Here is a 17,714-nt window from a genome sequence, read left to right on the forward strand (position 1 = left end):
CCGCCTGTCGCTTCTTCAGAAGTATCGCGCGTCATGACCACCGAACCACTCTCGGCGATGCAACGGCTTTCGGCCGGATCGGCGGGAAAACCGCTGGCGATTTCCACCTCGACCACAGCGACTTAGAAAATCGGGCGGAACGTGTTCGATAGGCGAGGGGTTATCACATCGCCAGCCAGACCGGAGATCCTGCTTGCCGTCATCCCTGTCCTGCATCCTTTCCGTCGGCGACGTGTCGGCGGACCAAGACCGAATAAATGATCGCGTCCTGACCGCAGCGGCGAAGGCCGGCTATCAGGCAGTATTGTGGCAAGTGCCCGCAGGCTCGGGCGGGTCCACCGACAGCTTGATCGGCGCCGCGCAATCCGTCTGCGCGGCGGCAGGGCTGGCATTGCTGCTCGACATCAACATCAGCGATTTCCCGGTTGCGCATCCGCTCGTCGCGCAGGAACCTGCGTTGTTCGCCATGCGACGTGCGGCCGATCCCGAACGACCGGTCGATCCACGCACGCCAACGGCCATGTCTGGCGAGGCACTGGCACGGCTCCGGTCGGACGACGCGACACGTGTCCTGCTGGCACCGATTGCCGAGCAGTTGCTGGGGTTCGTCGCCGCTGGCGTGCGCGGCTTCCGCTTGCTTCATGCCGAGCGGATTGCCCCCGAGTTCCTTGCCGCCCTCATCGCGCGGTTGCGCGCGCAGGACGAAGCGGTGGTGGTGATCGCCGGACCGGGCCTGTCGCGAGAGGCAGCGCGTGCGTTGCGCGGGCTGCCTCTCGACGGGATCATGTCATCGTTCGGCTGGTGGGACATGCGCGCGGCCTGGCTTGTCGAGGAACGGGAAGACCTCCGCTCGGTCGCGCCGCTGTTGGCCGAGCCGCGTGGTGCGCAGCTTTCGCAAGCGAATGCCGCGCGTAGCCTGTTGGCGGCGGCGGTGAGCGCCGATGGCATCATCGTCCCGCTCGACGTGTTCGAGCGCGATCCGGCAATCGCCGGCCGAGCAGTCGCGGCAGTGCAAGCGGTCGCGGCGTTTGGTGGCGAGATGCGGCGGGTCGGCGGCTCCGGAGGTGCGGTGACCGCATGGCTGCGCGCCGACTGTCGCGACGTCCGCCGGGCGGAGGCGGCGCTGCTCACGTTCGTCAACACGAGTTCAGAAGGGCGGCCCGCGCCCGACCCGGCGATCGTGCTCCAGACGATCGGGGCTGCCTTCGAATCCTTCGGGGCCGACGCGTTCGAACCGCTCGATGCCGGCGAGGTGCGGATGCTTACGGCTAAGCGCGGCGCGGCGATCGCGTTGGATGTCATGCCCGACCTTGCCGCAGCGGCACAGGCGCCACGCCTGGTGGTCGAGGACGTGATCCCGCATGTCGACGGTGGCTTCCCGGTCAAGCGCGTAACCGGCGAGGCGGTGATGGTCGAAGCGACGATCTTCGCCGACGGGCATGAGCAACTCGCCGCCGAGTTGCTGTGGCGGTGCGCCGACGAGGCGGACTGGACCATCGTCCCGCTGGAGGAGCGACCGAACTATCGCTGGCATGCCCAGTTCGTGCCGTTGCGGCTTGGCCGGCATGAGTTCGCGGTTGAGGCTTGGCTGGACCGGTTCGGCGGGTTCACGCGGGATTTCCGCAAGAAGCTGGACGCGGGCGTCGCACAAACGGTCGATCATGCCGAGGGGCGTCTGCTGGTCGAACAAGCACGCGACCGCACCACCGGCGCGTTGCAGGTGGAGCTGACCCGTCTCGCGGACGCGCTGGCGCGGGACGACGATGCGCTGCTTCTCCTGTCGGACGATCTCGCCGCCGTCATGCAGCAGGCAGACGATCGCCCGCACCGGCTGCGATCCGCCGTCCAGCCGCTCGATGCCGAACGATTGGCGGCGCGCTATTCTAGCTGGTACGAACTGTTCCCGCGCTCGCAGGCGGCTGGTCGTCACGGCACGTTTGCCGACGTGATCGAGCGACTGCCGGCGGTGCGCGACATGGGGTTCGACACGTTGTATTTCCCGCCGATCCACCCGATCGGCACGACCAACCGCAAGGGGCCGAACAACACGCTGACTCCGGCGCCGGGTGATCCCGGTAGCCCCTATGCGATCGGCGCGGCTGCGGGCGGACATGACGCGATCCACCCGGAACTGGGCAGTCTCGACGATTTCCTCGCGCTGATCGACGCCGCGCACGAGCATGGGCTGGAGATCGCGCTCGACTTCGCGATCCAGTGCTCGCCGGATCATCCGTGGCTCAAGGAGCATCCCGGCTGGTTCGCGTGGCGACCCGACGGATCGATGAAATATGCCGAGAACCCGCCGAAGAAGTACCAGGATATCGTCAACGTCGACTTCTATGGTCCGGATGCGGTGCCGGGGCTGTGGACTGAACTGCGCGACATCATCCTGCTATGGGTGGAACGCGGTGTAAAAACCTTCCGGGTCGATAATCCGCACACCAAGACGCTGCCGTTCTGGGAGTGGATGATCGGCGATGTACGCGGTCGTCACCCCGAGGTGATCTTCCTGGCGGAGGCATTCACCAAGCCGGCGATGATGTACCGGCTCGCCAAGGTCGGTTTCTCGCAGAGCTACACCTATTTCACCTGGCGCGATCGCAAGGCGGAGCTGATCGAGTATATCACCGAACTCACCACCACCGCGCCGAAGGAGTTCTATCGCCCGCACTTCTTCGTCAACACGCCCGACATCAACCCGATATTCCTGCAAACCTCCGGGCGGCCGGGTTTCCGCATCCGTGCGGTGCTCGCGGCGACGTTATCGGGGCTGTTCGGCGTCTATTCGGGGTTCGAATTGTGCGAGGCCGCGCCGATCCCGGGCAAGGAGGAATATCTCGATTCCGAAAAGTTCGAACTGCGCCCGCGCGACTGGAACACACCCGGCAACATCATCGCCGACATCACCATGCTCAATCGGCTGCGTCGCGCACATCCGGCGCTGCAGACGCATCTGAACACACGCTTCTACGCGGCGTATAACGACAACATCCTCTATTATGCCAAGCCATCGCTCGACGGCGCGGACATGATCCTCGTCATGGTCAGTCTTGACCCGCACAACCCGCAGGAGGCCGATTTCGAGGTGCCGCTGTGGGAGTTCGGCCTGTCCGATACCGCCGGCATCGCGGTCGAGGATCTCGCCGAGGGCTATCGCTTCGACTGGCACGGCAAGACCCAGCACATCCGGCTCACGCCGGACCAACCCTATCGCTTATGGCGCATCGCACCGGGAGACAAAGCATGACAGCGCTCGACCAGGACCCGCTCTGGTACAAAGACGCCGTCATCTATCAGGTGCACGTCAAATCGTTCTTTGATTCGAACAATGACGGCATCGGCGACTTCGCCGGATTGATGGCCAAGCTCGATTACATCGCCGAACTCGGCGTCACCGCGATCTGGCTGCTGCCGTTCTATCCGAGCCCGCGCCGCGACGACGGCTATGACATCGGCGAATATCGCGATGTCAGCCCGGATTACGGGACGATGGAGGACGTGCGCGCCTTCGTTACTGCCGCGCACGATCGCGGTATGCGCGTCATCACCGAACTCGTCATCAACCACACGTCGGATCAGCATCCGTGGTTTCAGGCCGCGCGCAAGGCGCCCGCCGGCAGCCCGGAACGCGACTTTTACGTGTGGTCGGACACGGACAAGCTCTATTCCGGAACGCGCATCATCTTCTGCGACACCGAAAAGTCGAATTGGACGTGGGACGATGAGGCGCAGGCGTACTTTTGGCATCGCTTCTATTCGCACCAGCCCGATCTCAACTTCGACAATCCGAAGGTGCTTGAGGAAGTGCTGTCGGTGATGCACTTCTGGCTGGACGCTGGCGTGGACGGGCTGCGGCTCGACGCGATCCCGTATCTGGTCGAGCGGGACGGCACCTCGAACGAGAACCTCCCCGAGACGCATGCGGTGCTGAAGAAGATCCGCGCCGACCTCGACGCGCATTATCCGGACCGGATGCTGCTCGCCGAAGCGAACATGTGGCCCGAGGATACCCAGCAATATTTCGGCGAGGTCGATGAGAACGGCTGGGGCGACGAGTGCCACATGTCGTTCCATTTCCCGCTGATGCCGCGCATGTACATGGCGGTCGCGCAGGAGGACCGTTTCCCGATCACCGACATCATGCGACAGACGCCGGAAATCCCGGTTAACTGCCAGTGGGCAATTTTCTTACGCAACCACGACGAGCTGACGCTCGAAATGGTGACCGACGCCGAGCGCGATTACCTGTGGAACACCTACGCCGCCGATAAGCGCGCACGCATCAACCTCGGCATTCGGCGTCGTCTTGCGCCGCTGATGGAGCGCGACCGTCGGCGCATCGAGCTGATGAACGCACTGCTGCTGACCATGCCCGGCACGCCGGTGCTGTATTATGGCGACGAGATCGGCATGGGCGACAACGTCTATCTCGGCGATCGCGACGGGGTGCGTACGCCGATGCAATGGTCGTCGGATCGCAACGGCGGTTTCAGCCGCGCCGATCCGGCCAGCCTGACGCTCCCGCCGATCATGGACCCGCTCTACGGCTTTCAGGCGATCAACGTCGAGGCGCAGGAGCGCGATCAACATTCGCTGCTCAACTGGGTCAAGCGGATGCTGGCGGTGCGACGCGAGCATCAGGCGTTCGGGCGCGGCACGCAGCGCTTCCTGCGCCCCGCCAACCGCAAGATCCTCGCGTACCTGCGCGAGCATGACGGCAATGCGGTGCTGTGCGTCGCCAACCTCAGCCGCACCGCGCAGGCGGTGGAACTCGACCTGCATGATTATGCAGGCAGCACGCCGGTCGAGCTGTCGGGTGGTGCGTCGTTCCCGGCGGTGGGGCAGTTGCCGTATCTGCTGACGCTGCCGCCCTACGGCTTCTTGTGGTTCTGCCTGTCGAGCAACGTCGCGGCGCCGGAATGGTCGAGCGCGGCACCGGGCGGCGATGTCGAGCGCTACACCTTCGTGCTGCGTCCCGAGCTTGCCGGGGTGACGCGCGGGCGCAATGCGCAGGTGCTGGAAAGCGAAATCCTTCCGTCATACGTCGCGCAGCGCCGCTGGTTCGGGGAGAAGGACGAGACGATCCGGGGCGTCCGCGTTGCGCGCACGGTTGCGCTGCCCGAAGTCGAAGACCTCGTGCTGACGCTGATCGAGGTGACCACCGACGCGGGCACGCAGACCTACACGTTGCCGCTTGGCATCGCGTGGGAGGGCGAGTTGCAGGGACCGTTCGCCTCCAATCTCGCGATCGGGCGGGTGCGGCGCGAACGCCGCGTCGGGCTGCTGACCGACGGCTTCACCGTGTCGAGCTTCGCGGCGGCGGTGATCGGCGCGATCGGGCGCGGTGACGAGGTTGCGGTCGACGGCGGCGCACTGCGCTTCGTCGGCACCGAAGACCTCGACATCGGCACCGATGCAGCGCCGGAATGGATCGGCGCGGAACAATCGAACAGCACCATGATCCTTGGCGAGCGCGCGGTGCTGAAGCTGTTGCGCAAGGTGCAGGCGGGCATCCACCCCGACGCCGAGATGGTGCGCTATCTCGTTTCCGGCGGGTTCGAGAACGTGCCGGCGATCCTCGGCGAGGTGTGGCTCGACGAGCGCGAAACGTCGAGTCTCGTCATGCTGGTCCAGCGCTTCGTCTACAATCAGGGTGATGGTTGGGGGTGGACGCTTGGCCTGCTCGATCGGCTCGCTACCGATGCGCACTGGAGCTCCTCCAACTACGAAAACTTCGCGCAGAATGTCGGGCGGCGGCTGGCCGAAATGCACGCGGTGCTGGCCCGCCCGAGCGATGACGCGGCGTTTGCGCCGGAAGCGCTGTCGCTGGGTGATGCCGACCGTTTGTCGGAGCGGATCGAGGGGCAGGTCGACAAGGCGCTCGGTATCCTGAGCGGTGCGACGCTGAGCGAGGCGGATGCGACGGCGGCGGCATATTTGCGTGACCATCGCGGCGATCTGATGGCGCGCATCCGCAGCGTGGCGCGCGCGGCGGAAGGTCGCACCCGCACGCGTATTCACGGCGACCTGCATCTCGGCCAGATGCTGGTGACCGGGAGTGATGTGATGCTGATCGATTTCGAGGGCGAGCCGGTGAAATCACTTGACGATCGGCGAGCGAAGGACCTGCCCGAGCGGGACGTGGCGGGTATGCTACGATCGTTCGACTATGCCGCCGCAGTTGCCGAGCGTGCCCGCCCGGCGTTGGCTGATGCCGATGAGACGCGGGCCGACATGCGTTACGACGAGTTCCGGCGCAGCGCGGTCGACGCGTTCCTGGGCGGCTATAGCGAGGTGACGGCAATGCACGAGCCGCTGCTCGACCTGTTCGTTCTGGAAAAAGCAGCCTACGAAATCGCCTATGAGGCGGCGAACCGTCCCGACTGGATCGGCGTGCCTATCGCTGGCCTCGCCCGCGCCGCCGAACGACTGTTGCAGGAGAACGCGGCATGAGCGTTCATGACGATACCGCCGCCGCGATCCTCGAAGCGCGGTTGAACGATCCCTTCGCGGTGCTGGGCGCGCATGACGGCGCGGTGCTGACCTTCCAGCCCGGTGCGCGGTCGGTAACCCTGATCGCGCGCGACAATGCACGCCCGCTCGGCACGCTGGAGGAGAGTGCGCCCGGTCTGTTCTCGGGTGCGCTCGCCGAACCTGTGCCGTATGCGCTGCGGATCGCATGGCCGGACGGTGCGGTGCAGGAGACCGAGGACGCTTACAGCTTCGGCCTCGTCCTCAGCGACCTCGATCTCTATCTGTTCAACGAGGGTCGGCATTGGGAACTCGCGCGCGCGATGGGCGCGCATCCGCGCACGATGGACGGAGTGGAAGGCGTTGCCTTCTCGGTCTGGGCACCCAACGCGCGCCGCGTGTCGGTGGTGGGCGATTTCAACAGTTGGGATGGCCGGCGGCACCCGATGCGCTCGCGCCAGGGCGCAGGCGTTTGGGAGTTGTTCGTGCCGCGCATCGGCGTGGGTGCGCATTACAAGTTCGAGATCGCCGGCGCTGACGGCAGCGTGGTGCAGAAGGCCGATCCGCTCGCCCGCCAGACCGAAGTGCCGCCCAGGACCGGATCGATCGTCGCGCCCGCGCCGGATTTCGCCTGGTCGGACGCCGACTGGCTGGCCGAGCGCGCCAAGCGTCATGCGCCCGACGCGCCGTTGTCGGTGTACGAAATCCATGCCGGTTCATGGCTGCGGCCGGATGGCGATGCCGAGGGGACGCTCGACTGGCAGGGGCTGGCCGAACGGCTGATCCCGTATGTCGCGGACATGGGCTTTACCCATGTCGAACTGATGCCGATCATGGAGCATCCGTTCGGCGGGTCATGGGGCTATCAGCCGCTGTCGCAGTTCGCGCCCTCCGCGCGGTTCGGCACGCCCGATCAGTTCGCGGCGTTCGTCGATGCCTGCCATCGCTACGGCATCGGCGTGATCCTCGATTGGGTGCCGGCACACTTCCCGACCGACGCGCATGGCCTTGCGCGGTTCGACGGCACGCCGCTGTACGAACATGCCGATCCGCGCGAGGGGTTCCATCAGGATTGGAACACCTTAATCTACAATCTCGGGCGACGTGAGGTGTCGGGCTTCCTGCTCGCCTCGGCGTTCTGGTGGCTCGAGGCGTTCCATGTCGACGGTCTGCGCGTCGATGCGGTCGCCTCGATGCTGTACCGTGACTACAGCCGCAACGCCGGCGAGTGGGTGCCCAACATCTACGGCGGCCGTGAGAACCTCGAATCGGTCGCGTTCCTGAAGCGTATGAACGAAGTCGTTGCCGAACGTGTGCCCGGCGCGATCACGATCGCGGAGGAATCGACCGCTTGGCCGGGCGTGTCCGCGCCGGTGTCGGAGGGTGGCCTCGGCTTTTCGTACAAGTGGAACATGGGCTGGATGAACGACACGCTCCGCTATGTGGAGCGTGACCCGCTGTATCGTGGCTGGCACCATAATGAGGTGACGTTCGGTCTCGTTTATGCCTTCTCCGAGCGGTTCGTGCTGCCGATCAGCCACGACGAAGTGGTGCACGGCAAGGGGTCGCTGATCGGCAAGATGCCGGGCGATCCGTGGCAACGCTTCGCCAATCTACGCGCGTATTTCAGCCTGATGTGGACGCATCCCGGCAAGAAGCTGCTCTTCATGGGTTGCGAGATCGCGCAGGAGCGGGAATGGAACCACGATGCGCAGGTGGCGTGGGATCTGCTCGATCAGCCGCAACATGCCGCGATGCAGCGGCTCGTGCGGGATCTCAATCACCTCTATACGGCCGAGCCGGCGCTGCATGCGCGCGACACCGATCCTGCGGGTTTCCAGTGGATCGTCGGGGGCGATACCGAACGCAACGTGTTCGTCTATGCCCGCTACGGTGCGCCGGGCGACGCGCCCGTGGTGGTCGTGCTGAACATGAGCGCCAACCCACATTATGGCTACCGTGTCGGCCTGCCGCGCGCGGGTGTGTGGCGGGAGGTGCTCAACAGCGATGCCGGTATCTATGGCGGTGCGAACATCGGCAACGGTGGTGCAATCCATTCCGTCGCAGGCGATCTCGACGGGCAGCCCGCGAGCGCGGACATCACGGTGCCGCCGTTGGCGGGACTGATCCTCCGCTTCGAGGATGCCGCCGCATGACGGGCGTCCTGGGAACGAAAGGCAACGACAGCGCACTGCACCGATTGGCCGAAGCGGCAGGGCTTCAGATCGTATGGGAGGACGCGCTTGGCGAGGCGCACCGCGTCTCCGACGACTCGCTGGTCGCGATTCTTGCCGCGCTGGGCTTTCCTGCGGATGGTGATGCTGCGATCGCCTGCAGTGCGGCGCAGCTGGCCGACGATAGCGAGGCTCCTTGCGCCTTCGTGTCGGGCGTGGCCGGAGAACCGATCGTGCTGTCGCCTGCTTGCGGTACGGCCGGAGCGGCGGAACTGGTCCTGGAGGACGGCACCCGTCAGGCGATCATGCTGGAGGCAACGAACGAGGGGCTGCGGCTGCCGGCGATTACCACGCTCGGCTACCACCGGTTGATGATCGGCGATCTTGAAATCAGCGTCGCAGTCACCCCTCCGCATTGCTTCACCGTCGATGATGCCGCTGGCGGTCGCCGTCTGTGGGGGCCAGCGGTGCAGATCGCGGCGCTGCGTGACGACCGCGCCACCGCGTTCGGCGATTTCGGGACGCTCGCCGATACCGCACGAGCCTTTGCCGCGCGCGGTGCGGATGCGCTCGCGATCAGCCCGGTGCATGCGCTGTTTCCCGCCGACAGCAGCCGCTACAGCCCCTATGCGCCATCGAGCCGACTGTTCCTCAACGTCCTCTACGCCGATCCCGCGCTGGTCGGCGCCGCGTCGGACGCGCCCGTCACCGACCTGATCGACTGGGAGCAGGCGATTCCGGCGCGGCTGCGGTCGCTGCGGCAGGCGTATGACGCGCGCTCCGATGCGGTGCGCGCTTCGGTCGCGGCGTTCGCGGCTGAAGGCGGCGGTGAACTTGAGCGGCACGCCCGTTTCGATGCGCTGCACGCCTACTTCTTCTCGCAGTCGGGCGCGCGTGGCTGGCAGGAGTGGCCGGCCGCGTACCATGATCCCGCCGGCGCTGCGGTCGCGCTGTTCGCGGCGGAACAGCAGGACGATGTCGGCTTCTATCTGTTCCTGCAATGGCTCGCCAAGCGTAGTCTTGACGCTGCGCAGCAGGCGGCGACCGACGCGGGTATGGCGCTGGGGCTGATCGCCGATCTGGCGGTCGGCATGGACCCGGGCGGGAGCCACGCCTGGAGCCGGCCGGACGATCTGCTCACCGGCCTTTCGATCGGTGCGCCGCCTGATCTGCTCGGGCCCGACGGGCAGAATTGGGGCATCACCGGCTTCTCGCCGCACGCCCTGCAGCGCACCGGCTTCGCGCCGTTCATCGCGACCCTGCGCGCGACGCTCGGCCATGCCGGCGGCATTCGTATCGACCATGCGTTGGGGCTGCGGCGGCTGTGGGTAGTGCCGGACGGCGCTTCTGCCAAGCAGGGGGCGTATCTGACCATCCCGATGGACGACATGCTTCGCCTGCTTGCCCTGGAATCGCATCGCGCCCGCGCGGTGGTTATTGGTGAGGATCTCGGCACCGTTCCTGATGGCTTCCGACCGGCAATGGACGAGAAGGCAATGCTCGGCATGCGCGTTCTGTGGTTCGAGCGTGATGAGAATGGCGATTTCCTGCCACCGGAGCGCTACGACCGGGACGCTGCGGCGATGACCGGCACGCACGATCTCGCGACCGTCGCCGGCTGGTGGCGTGGGCGTGATATCGAGTGGAACTGGAACCTCGGGCGGACGTCTCGTGCCGCCGATCAGGCCGAGGATCAAGCCGCGCGGGGCAAGGATCGCACCAAGCTGTGGAGCGCGTTCGTCGAGGCTGGCGTGGCAGCCGAGCCGCAGCCCGCGCCGCATGATGGCGATCGCGCGGTGGACGCGGCACTCGCCTTCGTGGCGCGCGCGCCGTCGAGCCTGGCGGTCATGCCGCTGGAAGATATCATCGGTGCGGTCGAGCAGCCCAATCTACCTGGCACGATCGACGAACACCCCAACTGGCGACGCAGGATGCCGGACACGACCGAAACGCTGCTGGAACGGCCGGAAGTCAGGGCCAGGCTGGCGGCGATCAACGCAGCACGAGCAACCTGACGTCGAGATCGTGCTCGCTGTGGCCGATCACGATACATTCATGGCGCGGATCTGTCGATGACGCTTTCGGCAGGATCCGTGCTGGCATGGGGCAGGATACAGATCGACCGGCGCGCGGGCACCGTTCTGCGCCGGGAGCAGTGCCGATATGTATGGTTCGATGCTATTAGGAGATTGGCGCGATCATCGCCGGCCGGGACATAAAACCGGGCCGTTACTGCTCACCACTCGAACGTGCGAGCTGATCGCCGATCGACTTGGATGGCGAACGACTCTGATCGGCGACTCGTTTAGTCGAAACCCTTACCATCGGCCGGCTGTTCACCGCCGCCGTAGACCTGATCCAGATAATATCCCGCCAGCACGTAATGTGCCTTTACCGCTGCCGGGTGCGCGGCCCGTTGTGCCTGTTCCAGTTCCTGCTCGGCGCGCCGATAAAGGTAGTCGTTCTTATCGGGAACAGGGCAGGAGGCCATTGCCTTTACCTCGGCTGGGGTGTGGTCGACCGATCGACTATACACATTACGCGCGGACATTCCTTTATGTAAATCAGCACCCGCCTTCCCGGAGTTGAACGATGCCGGCTCCTAAAAGGGCCGGTCGCTGCTGCCCGATTCAGCCGGAACGAGCAGCGTGCATGCGAATGAGATGCGCCGTTCGTGCCGTAGGTGTTTGCTTGTCCGGTTCCGCAACTCCGGTCCGCATCAGCCTACCAAATTTTAATCACGTTCGTGCAATACAGATGGCTTAGCGACGAAAGCCGTAGATGCCACGCCGTATCCGATCCCTGCTCAGCTCCCTCAGCGACGAGGTTACCGCCCACGCGCAACAAGCCGAAGATATTGCGGGGCGAACCAATTTGCTTGCGCTGAACGCGACGATCGAGGCGGCGCGCGCGGGCGACGCCGGTCGTGGATTTTCGGTGGTGGCGCAGGAGGTCAAGACACTTGCCGGGCTGGCGCGCACCGCCGCCGCGAGCTTCCGGGACGAGGTGCTTGGCTACCTGCACCACGGCAGCGCGATCGCCGACGAACTGGCGCGCGAAATCGAAGGCGGACGTCTCGCCGATCTGGCGCAGTCGGTCGCCGATACGCTGGCGCGCACGATCTACGATCGGTCGATCGATATCCGCATGCTCGCGACCGACCATTCGGTTGCCGAGGCTTTGCTGCTCGACCACGCCGCGCCGCGTACCGAGGCACGCGCGCTGGAACGCCTGCGCACGTTGCTGGGGTGTTCGCCCTATTTTATCAATGCCTTCATGGTCGATGCGGAGGGACGGGTGGCGGTCTGCGCGCATGAGAATGCGGCCGTTCGCCGGGTCAATTTCAAGGGCTATTCGCAATTCGAAAAGGCGATGGCGGCACCGGCCAATGTCGGGTGGATGACCGACGAAGTCTGGCAAAATCCATGGTCCGCCGATCGCAAGGTTCTGATCTTCGTCGCGCCGGTGCGGTACGAGGGGGCGACGATCGGTGTCTGCTACCTCGAATTCGATTTCGAGGGGCAGGCAGGGTCGATCATGAACGTCATCAACAAGACCGCGACCAATGCCGTCGCCTCGATCGTCGATCCGAACGACTGCGTGGTCGCGACCACCGGCACCTATGCATGGCACGCCCAGCACCCGCACGCCTTTGTTGCGGCGGGCACGTCGGTACGATCCTCCGATGGCCTCAACGTCGCCCAGGCGCATGTCATGTCCGATCACGGCATCAGCGATCTTGGCCTGCGCTGCATCATCGAGGAGCATGTCGCGACCGAGCAGGAGATCGTCAGCGCGCTGGCTCAACGACATCGCTGAGGGGTTTAGGCGACGTGAATGGCGTAGCGGCGAAAACAGCGTATGACCTGCCCGACGCGTTCCGCAGCGGGGCAGGAGTTTCTCGATGAAACATGTATCAGCGTGGCTGGCGTTGCTCCTGCTCGCCGGGTGCGGCCCGCAGCCAAAGCCACCGCCCCGATTGATGTTCGAAGGGCTGCCCGTCACCGGCAGTCTCGCCGATGCGCGGCGCGCCGGCTTTACGGATTGCGTACAGCCCGATTACATCAGCATGCGCTGCCGCAAGCATGGTGTAATGCTGGAAGGCGGTGGCCCCTATGAGGCAGCGGTCGACCTGATCGGCGGCGATGGCGGCGGCGGTTTTTACGAGGTGGTGCTTTGGCACGACACCGATCAATATGCCGTCTACAAGATCACCGAGGGGCTGGAACACGCCGGGTGGCAGAATTGCAGCACCGCCACGCCTGACGAAAAGGGTGATCAGCTGATCTACACCCGCGCCGGCGCCAAGGTCAGGATTTCGATGGATCTGAGTTATTGGGCAAAGCGCCGGCTGCGCATATTGCCGCAGACCAACACGCGCGATCGGCGCTGTTGACGCGTTTCAGAAGGAGTCTTGCAATCGGCAGGTTGCGGATCGCCACTCCGAGCGTGTAACGGGTCGTTCCGCCGCAGTGGCGTTTGGAGCACGCAACATTCGCCAGATCGCTGCCTTGCCGTACCGTGTGATGGGACAAGGTATCGACGCGCCCATCAACATTCTGCTGGTGACGTCGCGACAGACCAAGCGCTGGGTGATCCCAAAGGGGAACATCATGACCGGCCTGCCGCTGCACCGCGCGGCCGCAGTCGAGGCGGAGGAGGAGGCGGGGGTGTTAGGTCTGGTCTGCCCGACCCCGCTCGGATCGTACCGGTATCGCAAGCGGCGTGGCAACGGCGCTTCGCTGATGATCGACGTGGATGTGTTCTGCCTGGCGGTAAACACCGAGCTTGGCGCGTGGAAGGAACAGCCCGAGCGCGAACGCCGCTGGTTCAGTTTGGCCGACGCGGCGCAAGCTGTCGACGAGCCCGATCTTCGCGACCTGATCCGATCGTTCGGGCCAACCGATTTCAAAGCCGCGACGCGCCGGGGGGGAATCCTGAGCGCGGTCGCCAGCACATCAAGGGTGGGAAGCATGTTCGCCTGGTTTCAACGGCTGCTGCCCAAAAGCGGCAATTTCTTCGATATGTTCGAGGCGCATGTCGTCACGGTCGTCGCGGCCGCCGACGCGCTGGCGCGGCTGTTGCAGGACGGCAACCGCGACCATATCCGCGAGGTTATCGAGCGCGAGAGCGACGCGGACGAGATCAACCGCGAGGTGCTGCGCACGGTGCGCGAGACGTTCCTGACGCCGTTCGACCGTGGCGCGATCACCAGCCTGATCAGCTCGCTGGATGATGCGATCGACGAGATGCAGGCTGCGGTTCAGGCGATCGACCTGTACGAACTGCGCGGGTTCGAGCAGGAAATGAAGGACATCGGTGCCATCATCGTCGATGCCGCGCGGCTTACGGCGGAAGCGATGCCGCTGCTGCGCGATGTCGCCGCCAACGGCGTGCGGCTGCACGAACTGACCGAGCGGTTGGTGCGGATGGAAAGCCAGTCCGACGACATCTACCGGATCGGCGTGAAACGCGCGTTTGCCGAACTGAAGGCGGACGACGTACAGGGCTTCATCGTCGCGCGTGAGGTGTACGATCACCTCGAACGCATTGTCGACGCGTTCAAGGCGGTCGCGAACGAGATCGACGGCATCGTCATCGATCACAGCTGATCCACCATGTACGAACTTTCCCTGCCGCTGCTGATCGGCCTGATCGCCGTCGCGCTGGCCTTCGATTTCCTCAACGGCCTGCATGACGCGGCCAATTCGATCGCGACCGTGGTTGCGACGCGACTGCTCAAACCCGTCCACGCGGTCGGCATGGCGGCATTCTGTAACTTCGCCGCCTATTTCTTGACGATCACGTTTCCCAGCCTGCACAAGGTGGCGGATACGATCGGTCAGGGGTTGATTGAAAAGAACCTGATCACACCGGGCGTCGTATTCGGCGCGCTGGCCGGTGCGATGGTATGGAACGTGGTGACCTGGCTGAAGGGCATTCCTTCCTCGTCCAGCCACGCGCTTGTCGGTGGGATGATCGGCGCGGGGGTGGCGCATGCGGGCATCGGCACGATCAAGTGGGTCGGCCTCAACAAGACGCTGATCGCGATCGTATTGTCGCCGACGCTCGGCATGATCCTGGCGATGCTCATCATGCTGGCGACCAGTTGGGCGCTACACCGTGTGAGTGCGCACCGCGCGGAAAAGACGTTCCGCAATCTGCACCTGTGCTCTTCCGCCGCCTACTCGCTCAGCCACGGCCTGAACGACGCGCAGAAGACGATGGGGATCATCACGGTGCTGCTCTACTCGACCGGCTATCTGCACGGGACGTTCGCGGTGCCGCACTGGGTCGCGATTGCCTGCTACGTCGCAATTGCGATGGGCACGATGACCGGCGGGTGGAAGATCATCGAGACGATGGGCTCGCGCATCACCAAGCTGTCACAGCATCAGGGGTTCAGCGCATCGCTCAGCGGGTCGATCATCCTGTTCTCCGCCTCGTGGCTCGGCATACCGGTGTCGACCACGCACACCATCACCGGCGCGGTGATCGGCGCAGGCACGGCGCGGCGCGCGTCGGCGGTGCGTTGGGGCGTGGCCGGCAATGTTGTGATCGCGTGGATCATCACCATTCCGGCTTCGGCGGCGGTGGGCGCGCTGTTCTACAGCCTGACGCTGCTGTTCTAAACCGCGCGGGACGGGGAGCGGAATGGTGTGGCAATCGTTGCTACCCGCGACCCCGCCTGAAAAGGCGACAGTAACGAACGCCTTGTCCGGAGATTGCCCATGCCGTTCCCCGCGCCCTATGTTGCCGACGCCGCCCGCTACGACGATCGCATGCCGTATCGTCGCACCGGCCGCAGCGGGCTGAAACTGCCGGCGATCAGCCTTGGCCTGTGGCAGAACTTCGGCGGCACCGACGTGTTCGAGACCGGCCGTTCGATCCTGCGCCGCGCATTCGACCGGGGCGTCACGCACTTCGATCTCGCCAATAATTACGGTCCGCCCTACGGCTCGGCGGAAGAGAATTTTGGCCTGGTCCTCGCCGCCGATTTCGCCGCGCATCGTGACGAACTGATCCTCTCGACCAAGGCGGGGTGGGACATGTGGCCGGGGCCATATGGCGATATCGGCTCTTCCAAAAAGTATCTCATCGCCAGTTGCGAGCAGAGCCTGAAGCGGATGGGGGTCGATTACGTCGACATCTTCTACTCGCACAGGGTTGACCCGAATACGCCGCTTGAGGAGACGATGGGCGCACTGGTCCAGCTCCATCGGCAGGGCAAGGCGCTGTACGTCGGCATCTCGTCCTACGAACCGGGGTTGACCCGTCAGGCCGCCGCGATTCTGGCGGAGGAGAAGGTACCGCTGTTCATCCACCAGCCGAGCTATTCGATCCTCAACCGCTGGATCGAGCGGGACCTGCTCGACACGCTGGAGGATCTCGGCACCGGCTGCATCGCGTTCTCGCCGCTTGCGCAAGGGATGCTCACCGCCAAATACCTTGGCGGCGTGCCGGAGGATGCGCGCGCCAGTCGTGGCGGCTCATTCGCGCAGACGCTGCTGTCCGATCAGAACCTCGCCGCGATCCGTACGCTCGACGGTATCGCCAAAGCGCGCGGCCAGACGCTGGCGCAGATGGCGATCGCGTGGGTGCTGCGCGACGCCCGTGTGACGTCGGCGTTGATCGGCGCGCGTACCCTCGAACAACTCGACGACTCGCTCGACGCGGTAAAGCGGCTTGATTTTTCGCCGGAAGACCTTGCGGCGATCGACAAGGCGGCAGAAGATGGTGGGATCAACATCTGGTCTTCATCGTCGGATATCGTCGATCTGCCTGCGGCGCAGGGTGTGCCGGCGCGGTGAAGACGATGGGAACGTGGTGAAGATCGGGCCGATACCGCGCCTTTCTGAGTGTTCCGAGCAACGAACGGGGTTGCGCAGCGTATATGTGCGGCACACTGTAATTCGACGACCAGGAATTTGAGGGAGAGCAATCATGGCACGATCAGCGGAAAAGCGCGGCAAGGACGAAACGGCAGCCGCGGAAAAGAAGGTCAAGGCGACCGGCAAGCCGGCCGCAGGCGCACGTGGCGGCATCACCGCCCCGGTCACGCCGTCGGAGGATCTGGCCGAGATCGTCGGCAAGGATGATCTCCCGCGCAGCGAGGTCGTGAAAAAGGTGTGGGAATACATCAAGAAGCACGATCTTCAGGACGCCAAGGATCGCCGCCAGATCAACGGCGATGACAAGTTGCAGAAGATCTTCGGCAAGAAGTCGGTCAGCATGTTCGAGATGAACAAGCACCTGAGCGCACATTTGACTGCGAAGAAGGATTGATCGTGGCGCGTTCCCGATGCGGGAACGTGTGATATTGCGGAGCGGGGCGGAAGCAGATGATGCTTCCGCCCCGTTTTTTGTGCGCTCGACTCAGGTCACAACCGGCGTCGGCATGGCGCTCCACGTCCGGTACGCGCTCACTGCATGATGCACATCAAGTCGAGGAACGCGCCTCGACCGTGTGCATTGTAAAGTCGAGGCCCAAAGCGGGCTTGAGCAAGCTGGAGCAGCCACCATGTCCGTTATCGATAAAGCCATCGCCGCCATCACCCCGCCCGAGAGCGAGGAAGCTCGCGTGGAAGCGCGCGCCAAGGCCGAAGCCGCCGCCACGCCCGGCGACTGGTTGTCACTGATCCTCGATCATCACCGCCAGATCGAACGCGCGTTCGATGCGGTTGAGGCTGCCGCCGCCCCAGCCGAGCGGATCGCCGCGCAGAAGGCGCTGGGCGTCATTCTGACCGGCCACGCGGTCGCGGAGGAGGCGGCGATCTATCCCGCAATGGCCGAGGAACACCAGGTCGGCCATGCGGAGCTCGCCTATCAGGAACAGTCCGCCGCGAAGATGGAACTCGGTCTGCTCGAACGGCTTGATCCGATGAGCCAAGATTACCTCGACAAGCTTGGCCACATCCGCGGTGCGGTGACGCACCACATCTATTCCGAGGAAGGCACATGGTTCCTCCAGTTGAAGCAGGAAGCCTCCGCCGATGAACAGTCGATGATCTCGCAGCGGTATAAGGAAGAGTTCAGCCGGTACATGGGATCGGACGCGGTTTGACCCCG

12 protein-coding genes are annotated in these 17,714 nt (G+C 64.7%); 11 read left to right on the plus strand and 1 reads right to left on the minus strand.

Going from position 1 to position 17,714, the window contains the following annotated elements; all coding sequences use genetic code 11:
* The first annotated feature begins 193 nt into the window (after window positions 1–193).
* From L8F97_RS00165 to malQ, 4 genes are read left to right on the plus strand one after another with little or no spacing between them, the layout of a single operon-like run.
* The gene (locus L8F97_RS00165) at window positions 194–3,247 is read left to right on the plus strand and encodes an alpha-1,4-glucan--maltose-1-phosphate maltosyltransferase (protein ID WP_242145986.1); all 3,054 of its coding nucleotides are present in this window, start codon (window positions 194–196) and stop codon (window positions 3,245–3,247) included.
* Window positions 3,244–6,453, plus strand: a complete 3,210-nt coding sequence (gene treS, locus L8F97_RS00170; protein ID WP_242145987.1) for a maltose alpha-D-glucosyltransferase — start codon at window positions 3,244–3,246, stop codon at window positions 6,451–6,453. The genes L8F97_RS00165 and treS overlap by 4 nt, the downstream gene beginning before the upstream one ends.
* Window positions 6,450–8,627 (plus strand): 1,4-alpha-glucan branching protein GlgB, encoded by a 2,178-nt coding sequence (glgB, locus tag L8F97_RS00175; protein WP_242145988.1) that lies wholly within the window; start codon window positions 6,450–6,452, stop codon window positions 8,625–8,627. The genes treS and glgB overlap by 4 nt, the downstream gene beginning before the upstream one ends.
* Window positions 8,624–10,660, plus strand: coding sequence for a 4-alpha-glucanotransferase (gene malQ, locus L8F97_RS00180; protein ID WP_242145989.1), 2,037 nt, complete (start codon window positions 8,624–8,626; stop codon window positions 10,658–10,660). Before glgB ends, malQ begins: the two co-directional genes overlap by 4 nt.
* A 290-nt stretch (window positions 10,661–10,950) precedes the next feature.
* On the opposite strand, the gene L8F97_RS00185 is transcribed toward malQ, so the two are convergent.
* Window positions 10,951–11,196 carry a hypothetical protein gene (locus L8F97_RS00185; RefSeq protein WP_242145990.1) on the minus strand — a complete coding sequence of 82 codons (246 nt, stop codon included), beginning with the start codon at window positions 11,194–11,196 and terminating at the stop codon, window positions 10,951–10,953.
* Window positions 11,197–11,426: 230 nt separating this feature from the next.
* Between L8F97_RS00185 and L8F97_RS22540 the strand changes: the two genes are divergently transcribed.
* The 7 genes from L8F97_RS22540 (at window position 11,427) to L8F97_RS00220 (ending at window position 17,709) form a co-directional block, all read left to right on the plus strand.
* Window positions 11,427–12,464: a cache domain-containing protein gene (locus L8F97_RS22540; protein ID WP_277924672.1), complete on the plus strand. Its 1,038-nt coding sequence runs from the start codon at window positions 11,427–11,429 to the stop codon at window positions 12,462–12,464.
* 85 nt (window positions 12,465–12,549) lie between these two features.
* The gene (locus L8F97_RS00195; RefSeq protein ID WP_242145991.1) at window positions 12,550–13,041 is read left to right on the plus strand and encodes a hypothetical protein; all 492 of its coding nucleotides are present in this window, start codon (window positions 12,550–12,552) and stop codon (window positions 13,039–13,041) included.
* Window positions 13,042–13,171: 130 nt separating this feature from the next.
* Window positions 13,172–14,257, plus strand: coding sequence for a DUF47 family protein (locus L8F97_RS00200; protein WP_242145992.1), 1,086 nt, complete (start codon window positions 13,172–13,174; stop codon window positions 14,255–14,257).
* A gap of 6 nt (window positions 14,258–14,263) precedes the next feature.
* The gene (locus L8F97_RS00205) at window positions 14,264–15,277 is read left to right on the plus strand and encodes an inorganic phosphate transporter (protein ID WP_242145993.1); all 1,014 of its coding nucleotides are present in this window, start codon (window positions 14,264–14,266) and stop codon (window positions 15,275–15,277) included.
* A gap of 99 nt (window positions 15,278–15,376) precedes the next feature.
* Window positions 15,377–16,456 carry an L-glyceraldehyde 3-phosphate reductase gene (gene mgrA, locus L8F97_RS00210; RefSeq protein ID WP_242145994.1) on the plus strand — a complete coding sequence of 360 codons (1,080 nt, stop codon included), beginning with the start codon at window positions 15,377–15,379 and terminating at the stop codon, window positions 16,454–16,456.
* 133 nt (window positions 16,457–16,589) lie between these two features.
* Window positions 16,590–16,931, plus strand: coding sequence for an SWIB/MDM2 domain-containing protein (locus L8F97_RS00215; RefSeq protein WP_276592848.1), 342 nt, complete (start codon window positions 16,590–16,592; stop codon window positions 16,929–16,931).
* A 235-nt stretch (window positions 16,932–17,166) separates the two neighbouring features.
* On the plus strand, window positions 17,167–17,709 hold the full coding sequence (locus L8F97_RS00220) for a hemerythrin domain-containing protein (RefSeq protein WP_242145995.1): 543 nt from the start codon (window positions 17,167–17,169) through the stop codon (window positions 17,707–17,709).
* The last annotated feature ends 5 nt before the right edge of the window (window positions 17,710–17,714 follow it).

The organism is Sphingomonas sp. BAUL-RG-20F-R05-02 (assembly GCF_022662305.1).
Taxonomy (GTDB): Bacteria; Pseudomonadota; Alphaproteobacteria; order Sphingomonadales; family Sphingomonadaceae; genus Sphingomonas.